Annotated in this window: 18 protein-coding genes; 12 read left to right on the plus strand and 6 right to left on the minus strand. The window is 69.2% G+C overall.

Going from position 1 to position 17,861, the window contains the following annotated elements; all coding sequences use genetic code 11:
• The first annotated feature begins 3 nt into the window (after positions 1-3).
• Positions 4-1,377 (plus strand): M16 family metallopeptidase, encoded by a 1,374-nt coding sequence (locus tag K254_RS0102550; RefSeq protein WP_081709842.1) that lies wholly within the window; start codon positions 4-6, stop codon positions 1,375-1,377.
• A 92-nt stretch (positions 1,378-1,469) separates the two neighbouring features.
• On the opposite strand, the gene K254_RS0102555 is transcribed toward K254_RS0102550, so the two are convergent.
• From K254_RS0102555 to moaA, 4 genes are all read right to left on the minus strand, one after another.
• On the minus strand, positions 1,470-2,570 hold the full coding sequence (locus K254_RS0102555) for a winged helix DNA-binding domain-containing protein (RefSeq protein WP_026554063.1): 1,101 nt from the start codon (positions 2,568-2,570) through the stop codon (positions 1,470-1,472).
• A 29-nt stretch (positions 2,571-2,599) separates the two neighbouring features.
• Positions 2,600-2,887, minus strand: a complete 288-nt coding sequence (locus tag K254_RS0102560) for a hypothetical protein (protein ID WP_026554064.1) — start codon at positions 2,885-2,887, stop codon at positions 2,600-2,602.
• A 71-nt stretch (positions 2,888-2,958) separates the two neighbouring features.
• Positions 2,959-3,225: a MoaD/ThiS family protein gene (locus K254_RS0102565; protein ID WP_026554065.1), complete on the minus strand. Its 267-nt coding sequence runs from the start codon at positions 3,223-3,225 to the stop codon at positions 2,959-2,961.
• The gene (moaA, locus tag K254_RS0102570; protein WP_081709843.1) at positions 3,226-4,380 is read right to left on the minus strand and encodes a GTP 3',8-cyclase MoaA; all 1,155 of its coding nucleotides are present in this window, start codon (positions 4,378-4,380) and stop codon (positions 3,226-3,228) included.
• A gap of 160 nt (positions 4,381-4,540) precedes the next feature.
• Here moaA and K254_RS0102575 point away from each other — a divergent pair, with 160 nt between their 5' ends.
• The 8 genes from K254_RS0102575 to K254_RS21380 all read left to right on the plus strand — a co-directional run bounded on the left by K254_RS0102575 (position 4,541) and on the right by K254_RS21380 (position 10,467).
• Positions 4,541-5,800 (plus strand): molybdopterin molybdotransferase MoeA, encoded by a 1,260-nt coding sequence (locus tag K254_RS0102575; protein ID WP_026554067.1) that lies wholly within the window; start codon positions 4,541-4,543, stop codon positions 5,798-5,800.
• Positions 5,797-6,279 (plus strand): cyclic pyranopterin monophosphate synthase MoaC, encoded by a 483-nt coding sequence (moaC, locus tag K254_RS0102580; RefSeq protein ID WP_231391722.1) that lies wholly within the window; start codon positions 5,797-5,799, stop codon positions 6,277-6,279. Before K254_RS0102575 ends, moaC begins: the two co-directional genes overlap by 4 nt.
• A complete protein-coding gene (locus K254_RS0102585; protein ID WP_051388710.1) occupies positions 6,276-6,767 on the plus strand; it encodes a MogA/MoaB family molybdenum cofactor biosynthesis protein in 492 nt (163 codons plus the stop codon). The genes moaC and K254_RS0102585 overlap by 4 nt, the downstream gene beginning before the upstream one ends.
• Positions 6,757-7,260 (plus strand): molybdenum cofactor biosynthesis protein MoaE, encoded by a 504-nt coding sequence (locus K254_RS0102590; protein ID WP_026554070.1) that lies wholly within the window; start codon positions 6,757-6,759, stop codon positions 7,258-7,260. Before K254_RS0102585 ends, K254_RS0102590 begins: the two co-directional genes overlap by 11 nt.
• Before the next feature lie 9 nt (positions 7,261-7,269).
• On the plus strand, positions 7,270-8,028 hold the full coding sequence (dapB, locus tag K254_RS0102595; protein WP_026554071.1) for a 4-hydroxy-tetrahydrodipicolinate reductase: 759 nt from the start codon (positions 7,270-7,272) through the stop codon (positions 8,026-8,028).
• A 10-nt stretch (positions 8,029-8,038) separates the two neighbouring features.
• Positions 8,039-8,482, plus strand: coding sequence for a hypothetical protein (locus tag K254_RS0102600; protein ID WP_035748918.1), 444 nt, complete (start codon positions 8,039-8,041; stop codon positions 8,480-8,482).
• Positions 8,483-8,578: 96 nt separating this feature from the next.
• Positions 8,579-9,616, plus strand: coding sequence for a GDSL-type esterase/lipase family protein (locus tag K254_RS21375; RefSeq protein ID WP_081709844.1), 1,038 nt, complete (start codon positions 8,579-8,581; stop codon positions 9,614-9,616).
• A gap of 5 nt (positions 9,617-9,621) precedes the next feature.
• On the plus strand, positions 9,622-10,467 hold the full coding sequence (locus tag K254_RS21380) for an alpha/beta fold hydrolase (RefSeq protein ID WP_051388713.1): 846 nt from the start codon (positions 9,622-9,624) through the stop codon (positions 10,465-10,467).
• A 32-nt stretch (positions 10,468-10,499) separates the two neighbouring features.
• Here the strand turns inward: K254_RS21380 and K254_RS21385 are convergent, their stop codons facing one another.
• A complete protein-coding gene (locus K254_RS21385; RefSeq protein ID WP_231391723.1) occupies positions 10,500-11,396 on the minus strand; it encodes an SGNH/GDSL hydrolase family protein in 897 nt (298 codons plus the stop codon).
• Between the two features lie 140 nt (positions 11,397-11,536).
• On the opposite strand from K254_RS21385, the gene dapA reads away from it, so the two are divergent.
• Complete coding sequence (dapA, locus tag K254_RS0102620; protein ID WP_026554073.1) at positions 11,537-12,442, plus strand: 4-hydroxy-tetrahydrodipicolinate synthase; 906 nt, start codon at positions 11,537-11,539, stop codon at positions 12,440-12,442.
• A 2-nt stretch (positions 12,443-12,444) separates the two neighbouring features.
• Complete coding sequence (locus K254_RS0102625; RefSeq protein ID WP_026554074.1) at positions 12,445-14,136, plus strand: ribonuclease J; 1,692 nt, start codon at positions 12,445-12,447, stop codon at positions 14,134-14,136.
• Between the two features lie 117 nt (positions 14,137-14,253).
• Here K254_RS0102625 and K254_RS0102630 read toward each other — a convergent pair whose 3' ends face one another.
• Positions 14,254-14,787 (minus strand): hypothetical protein, encoded by a 534-nt coding sequence (locus tag K254_RS0102630; RefSeq protein WP_026554075.1) that lies wholly within the window; start codon positions 14,785-14,787, stop codon positions 14,254-14,256.
• A gap of 209 nt (positions 14,788-14,996) precedes the next feature.
• On the opposite strand from K254_RS0102630, the gene K254_RS0102635 reads away from it, so the two are divergent.
• Positions 14,997-17,855, plus strand: coding sequence for an FtsK/SpoIIIE family DNA translocase (locus tag K254_RS0102635; RefSeq protein WP_026554076.1), 2,859 nt, complete (start codon positions 14,997-14,999; stop codon positions 17,853-17,855).
• Positions 17,856-17,861 lie beyond the last annotated feature (6 nt).

Genomic DNA, 17,861 nt, shown 5'->3' on the forward strand with positions numbered 1-17,861 from the left:
TTCATGGCAATCACCCTTTTGCCGCTGACCGCTGCCGCCATTGATGGTTCGGCACCTGCGGACTCCGCTGTGATCTCCGGTGGGACGGGCGGCGCAATTGTGCGCCGGTCCGTCCTGCCGGGGGGCGTGCGGGTCCTGACCGAATCGATGCCCGGCCAACGGAGCGCGACAATAGGGTTTTGGGTCGGTGTTGGCTCTCGGGACGAAGCCGAGGGCCAACACGGATCCACCCACTTCCTTGAGCACCTGCTGTTCAAGGGCACCAAGCGCCGCACGGCGCTGGAAATTGCCTCGGCTTTTGACGAGGTGGGTGGTGAGTCGAACGCGGCCACCGCCAAGGAAAGCACCTGCTACTACGCCCGTGTCCTGGACAGCGATCTGGCCATGGCCATCGACGTCATTGCCGACATGGTCACCTCCGCCGTGCTTGACCCGGCCGAGCTGGAGCAGGAACGCGACGTCATCCTTGAGGAAATCGCCATGGACAGCGATGACCCCACCGACGTCGCCCACGAAAAGTTTGTGGCCGCCGTGCTCGGCGGCCACCCGCTGGGACGCCCCATCGGCGGCACGCCGGAGGCCATCAAGGCCGTTCCGCGCGAGTCCGTCTGGGAGCACTACCAGCGCCACTACCGGCCCGAGACCCTGGTCATTACGGCCGCCGGCGGCCTGGACCACGACGACGTCTGCGCCCAGGTGCTCTCCGCCCTGCAGACGGCCGGCTGGTCCATGGACGAGGGCACCGTTCCCGTCGACCGCCGTTCGGCCACCCCGGTTGCCATCGAGGGCACGGCCGGGCTCCACGTCCACAACCGCGCCGTCGAGCAGGCCAACATCATCCTTGGCTGCCCCTCGATCGTGGCCACCGACAGCCGCCGCTTTGTGATGAGCGTCCTGAACGCCATCCTCGGTGGTGGCATGTCCTCCCGTCTGTTCCAGGAAATCCGCGAGAAGCGTGGACTGGTCTACTCGACCTACTCCTTCGCCTCCGGCTACGCCGATGCCGGCTACTTTGGCATGTACGCCGGCTGCGCGCCGGCCAAGGTGGGCCAGGTGGTCTCCCTGCTGATGGCAGAGCTGGAGAAGCTGGCCGCCGACGGCATCACCGACGAGGAGCTCTCCAAGGCACTTGGCCAGCTCTCCGGCGGCATTGTGCTGGCCCTGGAGGACACTGGATCCCGGATGTCCCGTCTGGGCCGCGCCGAACTGGTGTCGGGCGAGTTCCTGGACATTGACGAAACCCTCGGACGCATCCGCTCGGTGACGCGCGAACAGGTGCAGGAGCTGGCTCGCGAGCTGGCCGCCGCCCCGCGCACCATCACCGTCGTCGGCCCGTTCGAGGAGAACGAAACCTTCGGTCTGACCCTGGACCAGTAGCAGCACCGTCTACGACGCAGTTCCCTCCTGAGGATGCAGGAGTGGTCGTGTCCCACGCGGGGAACTGCGTCATGAATGGGCGTTGCCAGCGATCAGTCGACGAAGCGGATGTCGTGGGTGCCGGCGTCGGGAACAGCGAAGGCGAGCAGGGCCAAACCTTCAGACGAGATCTCGTCCCGCACCGCAGGCCCCAGCGTCGACAGCGGCGCCACGGTGAGCACCGCCCGCCCGCGGCTGCGCTCGATCAACCACGTAGCCTCCACCTTGCCATCCACCAGCAGGCAGCTGGGCTGGGCGCCGTCGAAGCGCCAGCCCATCTCCAGCAGATTGTGCGTGATGAAGCGGCTGCGGTCCGCGTGCGAGAGCAGCAGGTTGTCGTAGTCGTAGAGGAAGCGGACGGGCGCGACGGCGTCGGCACCCGGCCGCGGAGCGTTCGGAAGATCAAAGAGCGCGCGCCCGGAGCCATTGGCAAACACCAGCAGATCCTTCCGGAGCCGGTCCACCACCTCCGCCAGCCGGGTCAGCCCGCACCAGGCCTGGATGTCCATGACGGACGCCGGGCCAAAGGCGGCCAGATAGCGCAGCACCAGCTGATCCACCGTCATCACGGACGCCGGGGAGCGGCCCAGCCACGCTTCGATGGTGGTGTGCCGCACAGCCCCGCTGCGCTGCCAGACGCCGCGCGGCGGGACCTGGACCAAGGCCAGCGCGGATCGTGCGGCCTGGCCCAGCGGCAGTCGTTCGTGCTCCGGCCAGCGCTCCTGCAGCTGCCGGCCCAGATCGGCAAAGGTCATGGGTGCCTCGTCCAGCAGCTCCTGTGCCGCCTCGGCGACGGCGTCGAGGTCCAGGCCCTTCCAGGCCCGGGCGAAGGCGCCGCGCGTACTGCGTTCAATGACGCTCTGGACCAGAGGCCGGAACGCGAGCGCGTCGTCGCCCGTGACGAGGTGGATGGTGGAGCGCATCAGGGCCATCCGGACCACGGCCCTGTCCTCGAGCAGCCGGCCGAAGGCTGCGGGGTTGAAATCCGACAGCCGCGACCACAGGCCTGTGTACCAGCTCTGCGGTGTCTGGGCCTGCAGCCCGGCCAGATGCCCGACGGCGTCCAGCGGGTCCATAGCCGAGCGCTCAAGCAGCAGCTGCCGGGCCAGTGTGGCCCGCCCGAGTTCCCGCTGGGATATCGATGGCGAGGGCATGGGACGACGATACCAAGCTGCCGATGCGCCTACTCCTGCGCGACCTGCTCCAGAATCCGTGTGGTGGGTGCTCCGGCCAGTGCCGGGGCGATGGCCGGCTGGTTCCAGACATCGCTGCGGAGCCGGGCCAGGAAGCCCTCGGCGGCGTCGTGGTCGCCAAAGTCCAGTTCAATCACCACATAGTGGTCGTCGCCCACCGGACGGGCAACCCGGGAGGCGAGCACCCCCGAGGCGGCCCGGTCCAGCGGATCGGCGTCAAAGGCCCCCTTCCAGAGGGCGAAGTCCTTGATGCCGTGTTCGATCTGCAAGGTGAACATGCCAATCCCTTCCCTTCACGGTGGTTCCTCCATGCTAGAACCGCAGTGGCCGCTTGGGCACGGGGTCGCGCTCAGCCGCCGGCGAAGGGCGGCAGGACGTCGACGACGTCGGCCGGCGCCAGGACCGTGTCCAGATCCCGTACGGCCACCTCGTTGCGCAGGAAGCTGCACCGGGTGAGCAGCTCCGCCAGCGCTGGCGTGCTGTCCGACGCGGACACCGGGTGCAGGGCGGCCAGCTGCTGCTGGAGTGCTGCCACGGTGGCCCCTGCGGGCAGCTCTACGGTTTCCTCGTCCACGCCGGTGGCGGCGCGGGCGGCGGCAAAGTATCGAATCAGCATCTAGCCGCCAATCGCGCTCATGGAACGGTCCGGCTGGACAAAGTCCGGCGCACCGAGTCCTACATGGTCCATGCCGTGGGCCCGGGGCTTGGCCCACATGGCCTCCTGCCAGCGCACCGCCACGGCGTCGTCGTCGGCCGGGGTGTCCCCGGCGCGCAGCAGCTCCAGCAGATCCACCTCGGTGCGGGAGAACAGGCAGCTCATCACCTTGCCCTCGGCGGTAACGCGGGTGCGGCGGCAGTCGGCGCAGAAGGGCTCGGTGACGGAGGCGATGATGCCCACGGTGCCCAGCAGCTCCGCCGAGCCGTGGTGGCGCACTTCAAAGCGTTCCGCCGGGGCGCCGTCGCGTTCGCGCGGATCGGGGGAGAGTTCGAAGTCCGCCGCCAGCAGGGAACGGATTTCGGCCGCGGTGATCATATTGTCGCGGGTCCAGCCGTGGTCCGCATCCAGGGGCATCTGCTCGATGAAGCGCAGCTCGTAGCCGCGGGCCAGGCACCAGCCCAGCAGTTCTGCGGCGCCGTCGTCGTTGATGCCGCGCATCAGCACGGCGTTGATCTTGATGGGCCCCAGCCCGGCCGCATGGGCCGCCTCCACGCCGGCCAGCACTTGGTCCAGGAACGGACGCCGGGTCAGCTGGGCGAAGGCCTCGGGGTGCAGCGTGTCCAGGGAGATGTTGATCCGGCTCAGCCCGGCGTCCTTCAGGGACTGGGCGCGCTTGGCCAGCCCGACGCCGTTGGTGGTCAGGGAGATGGGCAGCTGTGGGTGCGCCGCGCGCAGCCCTGCGACAATCTCGGCCAGATCCTTGCGCACCAGCGGCTCGCCGCCGGTGAGCCGGAGCTCGCGCACGCCGAGGCGGTCGACGCCGATGCCCACCAGACGCACGATCTCCGCCGCCGTGAGCACCTTGTCCTTGGTGAGCCAGTCCAGACCGTTCTCCGGCATGCAGTAGGTGCAGCGCAGATTGCACTTGTCCGTCACGGAGAGACGCATATCGCTGGCCCGGCGGCCGAACCTGTCAATCAGGCCGTCCGCCAGTGTTTGCCCAGCGGGCAGCGATCCGCGCTCCGGCGGTAGGTCAGCGGCCCCGGGGGGCGGCGCTGTGGATAATCCGGCCGCCAGAGCAGTGGCCGGCATCCCGAGCTGGACGCTTGTCATACCTTTAACGCTACGCCACTTCAGCGTGGTCCGCGCCACATGAGGCACCGGCGGTGGCCAGGATGGCGCCGCGGCCCCGCCCGCCAGTACGCTCACGGTGTGGGAACAGACCCACCGTGGGGCCGCCGTGCGGCCCCTCCATCGACTCTAGGGAGCATCCGTGCACCAGCACCGAGCACACACCACGGTTGCCGACCACCAAGGCGCGGTGGAGGCGCTGCTGCGTTCGGCATGGCCGGTGGGGACCTTCGACGACGGCGGATCCCTGCCCCTGGCGCAGGCCCTCGGGCGGGTGCTTGCGGCCGATGTCCATGCCGCCACAGCGCTGCCCCCGTTCGATAATTCACAGATGGATGGTTTCGCCGTCCATTCACAAGATCTCCATGCCGCCGCGCGGTTGGCGGTGGCCCCGGCGATTCCGGCAGGTTCGGTGCCCGCACCCCTTGCCCGCGGCCATGCCGCTCCGATCATGACTGGTGCCATGCTGCCGGACGGTGCCGACGCCGTCGTCCCGGTGGAGGAGGCCGGGCCGCCGTCGTTTGCGCAGGCGGACGCCGACGGAGCCGTGCAGCTGCCGGCCACGGCGGCCGGCAGCTTTGTGCGCGCGGCAGGCTCCGACGTGCCCGGCGGCAGCCTGGCCCTGGCCGCAGGAAGCCGGCTCACGGGCGGCAGACTGGGATTGGCTGCGGCCCTGGGGCTGGCGGAACTGCCCGTGCGGCGCCGGCCGCGGGTGCTGCTGCTGACCACGGGGGATGAGGTGGTGGCCCCGGGGGAGCCGCTGCCGGCCGGAAAGATCTTCGATGCCAACTCGATCCTGCTGCGCACCGCCCTGGAGAGCGCCGGGGCCGAGGTCATCGCTCCACAGGCCTCCTCCGACCAACCGGAGCACTTCCTCGCGCTGCTGGATGGGTTGCTGGCCAAGGAGCAGGCCGGCGGCGGCATCGACCTCATCGTGTCCACGGGTGGCATCAGTGCCGGTGCCTTTGAAGTGGTGAAGCAGGCGCTGGCCAGCCAGGGTGTGGTCTTTGGCCACGTCGGCATGCAGCCCGGCGGCCCCCAGGGGCTGGGCAGCTACCGGGGCGTGCCGTACCTGGGCTTCCCCGGAAATCCGGTCAGCTCCGTGGTGTCCTTCGAGATGTTCCTGCGCCCGGCGCTGTCCGCGGTGGTGGGAGCCCCGGCGCTCCGCCCGGTGGTGCTGGCCCACCTGGCCGTGGCTCTGGACTCGCCGGCCGGCAAGCACCAGGTGCGCCGCGGCAGCTATGAGCCGCCGGCCTACGAATCCCCGGGCACCGTGGCGGAGGTAGGTGGGCCGTCTTCGCATCTGGTGGCCGCCCTGGCCGCGGCCAATGCGCTGATCCAGATTCCGGCCGGCGTCACGCATCTCGCGGCGGGGGCAAAAGTGGAAGTATGGCTTCTATGACCACAGCGAACGACCCCCAGCTCACCCATGTCAGAGACGATGGCTCCGCCCACATGGTGGATGTTTCAGCCAAGCCGGAGACCACCCGCGTGGCACGGGCCCAGGCCGTGCTGCACAGCACCGCCGAGGTGCTGGCGCTGCTGGGCACCGGCGGGCTGCCCAAGGGTGATGCGCTGGCCGTTGCGCGCGTGGCAGGCATCATGGCGGCAAAGAAGACGCCGGAGCTGATTCCGCTCTGCCACCCGCTGCCGCTGTCCAAGGCCACTGTGGACTTTGAATTGCTGGACGACGCCGTCGTCGTCACCGCGCTGGTGAAGACCCGCGGTGTCACGGGTGTGGAGATGGAGGCCCTGACCGCCGCCAGCGTGGCCGCACTGACGCTCTACGACATGATCAAGGCCGTGGACAAGCACGCCGTGATCTCGGAGATGAAGGTGCTGGCCAAGAGCGGCGGCAAGAGCGGGGACTGGGAGCTGTGAGCAGCCAGCCACGGATCCGCCGCGCCGCCGTCGTGGTGGCCTCCAGCCGGGCCGCCGCCGGAATCTACGCCGACACCAGCGCCCCTGTGCTGTCCCAATGGCTGGCCGCCGCGGGCTTCGAGGTGGTGCCGCCGCGCATCGTGCCCGACGGCGCCCCGGTTGCGGAGGTGCTGCGCGAGCTGCTGGAATCCGGCCCGTCCGTGATCCTCACCACCGGCGGCACCGGGCTCAGCGCGGATGATCTGACGCCGGAAATGACCCTGCCCCTGCTGGATCGGCAGATCCCGGGCATCATGGAGGCTATCCGTGCCGCTGGAGCGGCGTCCACTCCGCTGGCCGCCCTGAGCCGCGGCTATGCCGGCACTGCCGGGCACACCCTGGTGGTGAACCTGCCGGGCTCCGCCGGCGGCATCAAGGATGGACTGCGGGTTCTTCAACCGTTGATAGGACACCTCTGCGACCAGCTGGAAGGCAGCCATGAACACTAGCCCCGCCCCCTCCGACCCGGCCGGCGAGGCCGAGATCATCCTGGCCTCACTGAGCGCCGAGCCGATCAGCGTGGCCGAGGCCATGGCCGCCGTCGACGCACCCGATTGCGGCGCCGTGGTGGTCTTCAGCGGTGTGGTCCGCAACCACGACGGCGGCAAAGATGTCGCCCGGCTGGGCTACACGGCCCACCCCACGGCCTCCGGTGTGATCGCCGCCGTGGCGGCGGCCGTTCTGGCCGAACTGGTGCCGGAGGGCAGGCAGGCGCGCCTGTGGGTGTCGCACCGGGTCGGCCCGCTGGACGTGGGGGATTCGGCACTCGTCTGCGCCGTCGCCACAGCCCACCGCGGGCTGGCCTTGGAGGTCTGTTCCGCTGTGGTGGATCGGATCAAGGCCGAGGTGCCGATCTGGAAGGAACAGTTCTTTGCCGACGGCACCGTGGAGTGGGTGGGGGCAGGCAGCACCGGGACCGAAACCGGCCCCGGACCCCAGTAGGCTTGGAGCATGACTGAATTGCTGCGCGTTGCCGTGTTGGGTGCCAATGGCCGGATGGGGAAGGCCGCCGTCAAGGCGGTGGGCGACGCCGCCGACCTTGAGCTGGTGGCGGCCCTGGGCCGCGGCGACTCCCTGGACACGGTGCTGGCAGCCAAGGCGGACGTGATCGTGGATCTGACGGTGCCCGATTCCACCGAGGCCAACGTCCGCTTCGCCGTCGAGCACGGGATCCACGCCGTCGTGGGCACCACCGGCTGGGACGCGGGCCGTCTGGCCGCGCTGACGGCCCTGCTGGCCGAGCACCCGCAGACCGGCGTGCTGATTGCGCCCAACTTCGCCCTCGGCTCCGTGCTGGCCACCAGCTTCGCGGCGAAGGCTGCCAAATACTTCGACTCGGTGGAGATCATCGAACTGCACCACCCCAACAAGGTGGACGCACCCTCCGGCACAGCCCTGCGCACGGCCCAGCTGGTGGCCGCTGCCCGGGCGGCCGCCGGCACGCCCGACGCACCCGACGCGACGACGACGGCGATGGACGGTGCCCGCGGCGCCAATGTGGACGGCATCCCCGTGCACAGCGTCCGCCTGGCCGGCCTGGTGGCCCACCAGGAGGTGCTGTTGGGCAGCCCGGGGGAGCAGCTGACCATCCGCCACGACTCCTTCAACCACGAGTCGTTCATGCCCGGCGTGCTGCTGGGCGTGCGCACCGTGGGCTCGCGCCCCGGATTGACGGTGGGCCTTGACGGCTACCTTGACCTCGAAGGCTAGGATCAGCGCCATGACCAAAACCAAAATCTGGGTCGGCCTGATTGCCCTGTTGCTGGTGTTCTACATGGTGGTCATGCTGCAGCGCTCCGTGGTGCTGCTGCAGGATCCCGACTGGGTCGCCAAGGGGCTCGGCGCCGCCTATCTGGTGCTGCCGTTCATCGGCGCCTGGGCACTGGTCCGCGAGCTGATGTTCGGCGCCCGCATGGAACGTCTAGCCAAGATCCTCGAGTCCGAGGGCGGCCTGCCCGTCGATGAGCTGCCCCGCACCCCGGGCGGGCGGATTGTCCGCGAGGCCGCCGACGCCGAGTTCGCCAAGTACCGCGCCGAGGTCGAGGCAGCCCCCAAGGACTGGCGCAACTGGTTCCGTCTGTCCTGCGCCTACGATGCCTCCGGCGACAGGACGCGGGCACGCAAGGCCATGCGCGACGCCATCGCCCTGTACCGCCAGGACTGACGACGGCGGACCGGCCGCACTGGCGGGCGTGCAACAGACCCGTCGGTGCAGCGGACGGCGGACCGGCGGCACCCGGCCGGGCTGTAAAGTTGCCCCATGGTGTCTGTGAGTGCCCGATGGGCTGGCGTGTTCAAGGTTGACGTCGATTCCGAAGGCTGGCAGACGTTCCAGCGTTTGGATTCCTCGGCGTTTCTGCCGCCCTCCACCGATCTGCTGGCCGACCGCGCCGCGATGGCTGCCGGCGTCCGCGCCCTGTGGCAGAGCTCCGGCGGATCCCTGGTGGTGGAGGCCGATTGCACTGAGGACGCCGCGCCCTTCGACGTGCTGGTCAACGGCGCCCTCGTGGCCCGGCTGGCCGGCCCCGGACACCAGCGCCACGAAGTGGTACTGACCGACCTCCCGCCGCAGTCGGCCGTCGAGCTGTGGCTGCCTCACTTTGGCGGGATCCGCATCCGCGAAGCCACCCTCACACACCCGGACGCCGCGGCGGCCATTGAGAACGGGCCGCGCTGGACCGCCTACGGCAGCTCCATCACGCACTGCCAGCAGGCCGACGGCCCGACGGAGACCTGGCCGGCCCTGGTGGCCCGCAGCTATGGCTGGAACCTCACCAACCTGGGCCTGGCCGGCGAATGCCAGCTCGACGCCGCCGCCGTGGCGACGCTGGCCGCCACCGCGGCGGACCTCATCTCGCTGTGCCTGGGCATCAACAGCTACAACGCCGCCGCCTACTCCGAGCGGACGTGGGCCGGCGCCGTCCACGGTTTCCTCACGGCAGTCCGCGCCGCGCACCCGGAAACTCCCATCGTGGTCATCACGCCGATGCTGTCCGTCCCGCGCGAGGAAGTGGTCAACGCCGTCGGCTGGACCCTCTCCCAGTACCGCCGCGCCACGGCCGAGGTGGTGGTCCTGCTGCGCGAACGCGGCGACACCCGGATCCACTGTGTGGACGGTGCCGCAGTCTTCAGCCCGGACGAGGCCGAGGCCCGGATGCCCGATACGCTGCACCCGGACAACGCCGGCTACGCCATGATGGCCGGCCGCCTCGGGCCGCAGCTTGCCGCCGTGCTCTCCGGATCGCGGAGCCTGGACGCCAACGCCTTGCTGGCCAGCACCGTTCCCGTCCGGGACTAGCGGCCATGAGCGAGCAGTCGGCGGCATCCAGCACCGGTCCCAGCTCAGGGACCGCCGTAAACCCGCACGACGGCGTCCGGCTCGCCTTCGCGGCGGCAGGCTCCGGCGAGCCGCTGCTGTTGGTGCACGGCAGCGCCCTGTCCAAGGCGATCTGGCGCGGCTTCGGGTACACCAAGGTGCTCTCGGAGCGCTACCGGGTCATCACCATGGACCTGCGCGGACACGGGCGCTCGGACAAGCCGCAGGAGGACTCCGCCTACGGAATGGAGTCCCTGGCTGCCGACGCCGTGGCGGTGCTGGATGCCGTGGGGGCGCCACGCGCCCACTACATGGGCTACTCCGTGGGGGCCAGGCTGGGCTTCGCGCTGGCCACCCGGACGCCGGAGCGGCTGCTGTCCTTCACCTCGCTGGCCGGCACCTACCGGATCCCGCACGGCAGCATCGGCGAGCTGTTCTTCCCGGAGTACCAGGCGGCGCTGGCCGCCAATGGCATGGAGGGGTTTGTGGACGGCTGGGAGGCGCGCATCGGCAAGCCGCTGGATCCCATGACACGGGCCGCCTTCCTGGCCAACGACGCCGGAGCCCTGGCCGCCTATTTCCGCCGCACCGAGGCCTCCGAGCCCGTGGCTGAGGCAGCCGTCGCCGCCATCACCGTGCCCACGCTGCTGATGGCCGGCACGGCGGACGAGCGCCGGCTTCAGGATTCCCGCCGCGCGGCGGAGCTGATCGCTGGTGCGCGGTGCCTTGAACTGCCGGGCCGCAACCACGGCAACACCCTGGTGCCCGCCGCCGAGGTGCTGGCCGCCGTCGTTCCCTTCCTTGCCGAGGCATCGGCAGCACAGCAGCACTGACGCCGGCCCGGACACTTTGCCCTGAGCCGCGGCTACTGGCCCGCCGGCAGCGAGAAGGGCCCGGCCACGCCGCCGGCCTGGTCGTGGGCGGCAAGGATGGCCGGGAGCATCACCCGTGCCGCCCGCCGGTAGCCAAGGCTGGAGGGATGGACATGGTCCGCGGCAAACATGTCCGCGGGATCGGCCAGAAACAGCGGCTTCACCGCCTGGCCCAGCTCCACCGGGCGCCCGCCGGCTGCCAGCACGGCCTTGTACTGGGCCGCGGCCAGATGGCGCGAGGCACGCCCGCCCATGCTGCGCAGCGGCTGCGGAACGGCCGGCAGCATGCCCAGATCCGGGCAGGTGCCGACCACCACCTCCGCGCCCTGGGCCCGCAGACGCTCCACGGCCCGTTTGAGCGCGGCCACCGACTCCGCCGGCGGAACGCGCTGCATCACATCATTGCCGCCCACCACCAGCACCGCGATGTCCGGCACATAGCCGTCCGGCAGCCCATCCAACTGCCCCTCCAACTCGGAGCTCAGGCTGCCCACCACCGCCACGGTGCGCAGGTCCACGGCATGGAAGCTGTGCTTGGCCAGGCCCCGTGCGACGCGCGCCCCGAAGGTGGTCTTGGCGTTGGCTGCACCGAGGCTGGCAGCCAGGGAATCCCCGGCGAGCAGCAGGCGGATGGGCTGGCCGTAGCTGGGGTGGTACACCCTGTCGGCCCAGGGGCCGGCGGTGCCCAGTACGTCGCCTGAGGCCTTGCGCGCCATCTCGCCTTCGGCACGGAACAACAGGGCGACTCCGGCCACGGTGGCGGCGGCGCTGCTGGCCACCACGGCGGAGGCCACCACCACCTTGCGCAGCAGATGGGCGGAGTCCGTGCTCCGTCCCAACCCCGTGCGCTCCAACAACGTGCGCCCCGCCATGCCTGCTGCCGGTTCCATGCTCACAGTGTAGGCCCGGCCACCGTCAGCGGGCAGAGGGGGCTGCGGGGGTGTTCCAGGCGGCCTGGCAGCACCGTTGTGGAGGACGCCAAGGGGGCTAGGTTCTGCCAAATGCACCCCGAGACGGTAACGTTTTACCCATGGCTGACTCTGATATTCGCAATCTCCCGTTCGGAACCCTCGCAATCGCGATGGTCACCCCCTTCACCCCCGCCGGTGAAGTGGATTATGAGGCGACTGCGAAGCTGGCCAAGAAGCTTGTGGAGGACGGCTGCGACTCCCTCGTCGTCACCGGCACCACGGGCGAAACCTCCACGCTGACGGACGAGGAAAACCTGGAGATGTTCCGGGTTGTTGTCGAGGCCGTCGGCGGCCGTGCCAAGGTCATTGCCGGCACCGGAACCAACGACACCCGCCACTCCATCAGCCTCTCCCAGCGCGCCGCGGCACTGGGCGTCGACGGCCTGCTGATCGTCACTCCGTACTACAACAAGCCCAGCCAGGCCGGCATCCAGGCCCACTTTGAGGCCATCGCCTCCGCCACCGAGCTGCCCGTGATGCTCTACGACATCCCCGGCCGCGCCGGTGTGCCGATCGAGACCGAAACGATCATCCGCCTGGCCGCGCACCCCAACATCGTGGCCCTCAAGGACGCCAAGGCCGACTTCTCGGCCACCACGCGCGTGCTGGCCGCGACGGACCTGGACGTCTACTCCGGCGACGACGGACTGACCCTGCCCTGGATGGCGGCAGGCGCCGTCGGCCTCGTCAGCGTCAGCGCCCACGTGGCCACCCGCGCGTTCCGGACCCTCATCGACGCAGCCGCGGCCGGCGACTTCGCCACCGCGCGCAAAATGCACTTCGAGCTGGATCCCGTGATCCGCGCTGTCATGACCCACATCCAGGGTGCCGTGGCAACCAAACAAGTTCTTAAGTGGCAGGGAACCCTGTCCAACTCGGTGGTCCGGCTTCCCCTCGTGGAGCCGGGAGAGGCCGAGATCGCCATCATCAAAGCTGACCTTGCGGAAGCTGGAATGGAATACTAAATATGTCCCAAATGACTGTGCCCGGACTGCGCACCCCTCCGAAGCTGCCCAAGGGCACCCTGCGGATTGTTCCCCTCGGCGGTCTCGGCGAGATCGGCCGCAACATGGCCGTCTTCGAAATCGATGGCAAGCTGCTCATCGTTGACTGCGGCGTCCTCTTCCCCGAAGAGACCCAGCCCGGCGTCGACCTGATCCTGCCCGATTTCTCCTACATCGAGAACCGCCTCGATGACATCGTCGCCGTCGTGCTCACGCACGGCCACGAGGACCACATCGGCGCCGTGCCGTACCTGCTGCGTCTGCGCAACGACATCCCCATCGTGGGCTCGCAGCTGACCCTTGCCCTGGTGGAGGCCAAGCTGGCCGAGCACCGCATCCGGCCGTGGTCGCTCACCGTCGAAGAGGGCCAGGTGGAGGACTTCGGTCCGTTCCAGTGCGAATTCGTCGCCGTGAACCACTCCATCCCCGACGCGCTGGCCGTGTTCATCCGCACCGAGGGCGGCAACGTCCTGCACACCGGTGACTTCAAGATGGACCAGCTGCCGCTGGACGGACGCATCACCGATCTGCGCCACTTCGCCCGCCTGGGTGAAGAGGGTGTGGACCTGTTCATGGTGGACTCCACCAACGCCGACGTTCCCGGCTTCACCACCGCAGAAGCGGAGATCGGCCCCACGCTGGACCGCCTCTTCGGCGCGGCCGAAAAGCGCATCATCGTGGCCAGCTTCTCCTCGCACGTCCACCGCGTGCAGCAGGTGCTCAACGCCGCGGCCCTGCACGGCCGCAAGGTGGCCTTCGTGGGCCGCTCGATGGTCCGCAACATGCAGATCGCCGCCAAGCTGGGCTACCTGGACGTTCCCAACAACGTGCTGGTGGACCTGAAGAACATCGACAAGCTGCCGGACAACAAGGTGGTGCTGATGTCCACCGGTTCGCAGGGTGAGCCGATGGCAGCCCTGTCCCGGATGGCCAATGGCGACCACAAGGTGGTTGTGGGCCAGGGCGACACCGTCATCCTCGCCTCCTCGCTGATCCCCGGCAACGAGAACGCCGTCTACCGCATCATCAACGGCCTGCTCAAGCTGGGCGCCGATGTGATCCACAAGGGCAACGCCAAGGTGCACGTCTCCGGCCACGCGGCCGCCGGCGAGCTGTTGTACTGCTACAACATCCTTGAGCCCAAGAACGTCATGCCCGTGCACGGCGAGACCCGCCACCTGATTGCCAACGGCAAGCTGGCCGAGGCCTCCGGCGTGCCGGCCGGCAACGTGCTGCTGACCGACGACGGCACCGTGGTGGACCTCGCCAACGGCGTCGCCACGATCGTGGGCCAGGTCGAATGCGGCTTTGTCTACGTGGACGGCTCCAGCGTTGGCGAGATCACCGACGCCGATCTGAAGGACCGCCGGATCCTCGGCGATGAGGGCTTCATCTCCATCATCACCGTGGTCAACCGCGCCACCGGCCAGATCGTCTCCGGTCCGGAGATCCACGCCCGCGGCGTGGCCGAGGACGATTCCGTCTTCGATGAGATCATGCCGAAGATCGCCAAGGCCCTTGAAGAGGCCGTGCTGGCCAGCAAGGACCACACCGCACACCAGCTCCAGCAGGTTGTGCGCCGCGTGGTCGGCACCTGGGTCAACCGCAAGCTCCGCCGCCGCCCGATGATCATCCCGGTGGTCCTGGAGGCCTAGGCCTTCTGCTACATTGTGGAGCGGTGCAGCAGTGATGCCACCGTTTCCGTGTTCTGCCACCGCTCCGTAGAGCGGTGGCAGAACACGGAAACGGTGGCATTTTGCGTTAAGTGGGTGTCAGCCGGGCGCCGGGGCCTTGCGGTGGCGCCAGCGGACGACGGCGGTCCGGGTGGCGATGCTGGTCGCAGCCGCCGCCAGCACGGCCAGGCCGCCGTACCAGAGCGCCAGGGTGAGGGCATTGGCAGATCCGCCGGGCGGGGCCCAGCTTTCGGCTTCGACGGCGGAGTACATGCCAAAGCCGACGGCAAAGTCCGTGTACATGGTGCCCGCGGCGGCAAGGCCCAGGATCAAGGTGGCGGCGTTGGCCAGATCCCAGCGGGCCACCTCCGGCGCGGTCTTTCCGGCTGCCGCCAGGACACGGGCCCCAATGCGGACGAACAGCAGGTTGAGCGCCAGCCACAGCGCAGCCAGACCTACAAAGAAGGCGATCTGCCCGCCGCCGAGTCCGCCGTAGGCAAGACGCAGATCGGGATGGATGGTCTGCTGCGGCTCCAACCAGAAGATGTTGAGAAAGGCGATGGCGCCCAGCAGGACGACGGCGGCACTGGCCACCACGCGGAAGAGCGCCATGGACTGCACGTGGTTTTGCACCCGGAACCCCCAAAGTTGAGTGAGCCGCCCATGCTAGCAGCACGGGATTCCACAGCCGCAGACTCTTCTGCGCAGAGTTTCCGGCCACCGCTGCGCAGGGCAGCTTCTGCGCAGTGATCCGGGGCAAACTCTGCGCGGAACGGTGTGCCAGCCCGCCCGTCGAGGCCCAAATCAGGCTGATTTCGCCCATCCACCGGTAACCTAGCGGTATGGCGACACGAAACACCTCCGCCCGAACATCCAGCACTTCAGCGCGCCCAAAAACGGGAACCCGCACCAGCACGCGCACCAAGGCGATGCCGGTGGTGCCCGATCCGGAGCCTATCTGGCTGGTGCGCGTCCTGTCAGGTTTCTGGCAGGGGATGGGCCACCTGCTTGGCGGCGTGGTCCGCCGGATGGGTGCGGATGTCAGCGGCCTGCCGGCCGAGGAGCGCCGTGATGGCAGCGGTCTGTTCTTCGCCCTGCTGGGCGTGCTCATCGCCACCTTCGAATGGTGGGGGCTCTCGGGCCCCGCCGCCGATGCCGTGCATGGCGTCTTTGCCGGCACCTTCGGCTGGTTCGCCGTGATGCTGCCGCCGATGCTGTTGATCTTCGCAGTCCGCGTGTTCCGCCAGCCCAGCAACGTCCGCTCCAACAACCGCATAGCCATTGGTTTCAGCCTGCTCACGGTGGCCGGTTCCGCGCTGGCCCACGTGGGCGCCGGACTGCCGCCGATCAGCGAGTTCGACAAGGTCAGCGCTGCCGGTGGCATGGTGGGTCTGCTGGCCGGCGGAGCCTTTGCCAGCATCAGCCCGGTGCTTGCCGTGGCCATCTGGTCCCTGTTCGCCTTCATTTCGCTGCTGATCCTCACCGCCACGCCGTTCCGCAGCATTCCCTCGCGCCTGCGCGACCTCTACGAGCAGTTGATGGGCCAGGCACCCGAGCCCGCCACGCCCGGCAACGGCCATGACCAGAGCTATCTCTACGACCGCGAGGCCCGCCGCGCCGAGGCGAAGGCCGCGAAGGCCGCCAAGCCCCCGCGGAAAAAGGGCAAGGGCATCTTCGGCCGCGGCGCGGACGACGACGAGAACGTCGGCCTGGACGGCTACTTCGGCGACGAAGCCTTTGAACGCGCGCTGGTCGATGCCGACGACGACGGCGTGGCGGCAGCTGCCGCCGCACCCGCACCGTCGCTGCCGCCGGGCGTGCGCCGCCCCACGCAGGCGGAGATCGCCGCGGACAAGATCCGTGCGCGCCAGGGTCTGCCCACCGGGGGAGGCCTGGCCCCGGCCACGGAGGCCATCTCGGTGGTCGACGCCGCAGCGACCACTGTCATCGCCCGGGTTCCCGCACGCCCCGCACCTCCCGTCCCGCAGATGCCGCCGACGCCCATCCCGCAGCGCACCGAGCAGCTGACGCTGGCCGGGGATGTCACCTACACCCTGCCCGCGGAGGAGCTGCTGACGCCCGGCACCCCGCCGAAGGAGCGCTCCGAGGCCAACGACGCCGTCGTCGCCGCCCTCACCGATACGCTGACCCAGTTCAACGTGGACGCCCAGGTGACGGGCTTCTCCCGCGGCCCGACGGTCACCCGGTACGAGATCGAGCTGGGCTCGGGCACCAAGGTGGAGCGCGTCACGCAGCTCTCCAAGAACATTTCCTACGCCGTGGCGAGCGCCGATGTGCGCATCCTCAGCCCCATCCCGGGCAAGAGCGCGATCGGCATCGAGATCCCCAACACGGACCGCGAAACGGTGTCCTTGGGCGATGTGCTCCGCAGCCAGAACGCCCGCCGCACCGACCACCCGATGGTGATGGGAGTGGGCAAGGACGTCGAGGGCGGTTTCGTGGTGGCCAACCTCGCCAAGATGCCCCACCTGCTCGTGGCCGGTGCCACCGGTGCGGGCAAGTCGTCGTTTGTGAACTCGATGATCACCTCCATCCTGATGCGTGCAACGCCGGACGAGGTCCGCATGGTGATGGTGGACCCCAAACGCGTGGAACTGACAGCCTATGAGGGCGTGCCGCACCTGATCACCCCGATCATCACCAACCCGAAGAAGGCCGCCGAGGCCCTGCAGTGGGTGGTGCGGGAGATGGATACGCGCTACGACGATCTGTCCAACTTCGGCTTCAAGCACATCGATGACTTCAACAAGGCCGTCCGCGCCGGCAAGGTCCACCCGCCCGAGGGCTCCAAGCGCGTCGTTAAGCCGTACCCGTACCTGCTGGTGATCGTGGATGAGCTCGCGGACCTGATGATGGTCGCCCCGCGCGACGTCGAAGAGTCCATCGTCCGCATCACCCAGCTGGCCCGTGCGGCCGGAATCCACCTGGTGCTGGCCACCCAGCGCCCCTCCGTGGACGTGGTCACCGGTCTGATCAAGGCCAATGTGCCCTCGCGCATGGCCTTCGCCACCTCCTCCGTGACGGACTCCCGCGTGGTCCTGGACCAGCCGGGCGCCGAGAAGCTCATCGGCCAGGGTGACGCACTCTTCCTGCCGATGGGTGCCTCGAAGGCCATCCGCGTCCAGGGTGCCTGGGTGACCGAGACGGAAATCCACCAGGTGGTGGAGCACGTGAAGGGCCAGCTGCAGGCCACCTACCGCGAGGATGTGGCCGTCGATTCGCCCAAGAAGCAGATCGACGACGACATCGGAGACGATCTGGACGTGCTGCTGCAGGCCACCGAGCTGGTGGTCACCACGCAGTTCGGCTCCACGTCGATGCTCCAGCGCAAGCTCCGCGTGGGCTTTGCCAAGGCGGGCCGCCTGATGGACCTGCTGGAATCGCGCGGCGTGGTCGGCCCCTCCGAGGGGTCCAAGGCGCGCGATGTGCTGGTCCGTCCGGACGACCTGGCGGCCACGCTGGCGGCCATCCGCGGCGACGGCCCCGCCGTCGGCGGTGCGCCAGTGGTGCCGGACGCGATGACGGCGGCGCTGGCCGAGAATGCGAACGCGAACCATGGCTACGGCGTCGACCTGGTGGCCCAGGACCTCGAGGACCGGCCCCAGGCAACTGAGTACTACGACGGCTCCGATGGGGACGAGGACGGCGGCGAGGATGCCTGGTCGCTGACCGGACGGTAGCCTTGG

This window comes from Arthrobacter sp. 35W (assembly GCF_000482545.1).
GTDB lineage: Bacteria > Actinomycetota > Actinomycetes > Actinomycetales > Micrococcaceae > Specibacter.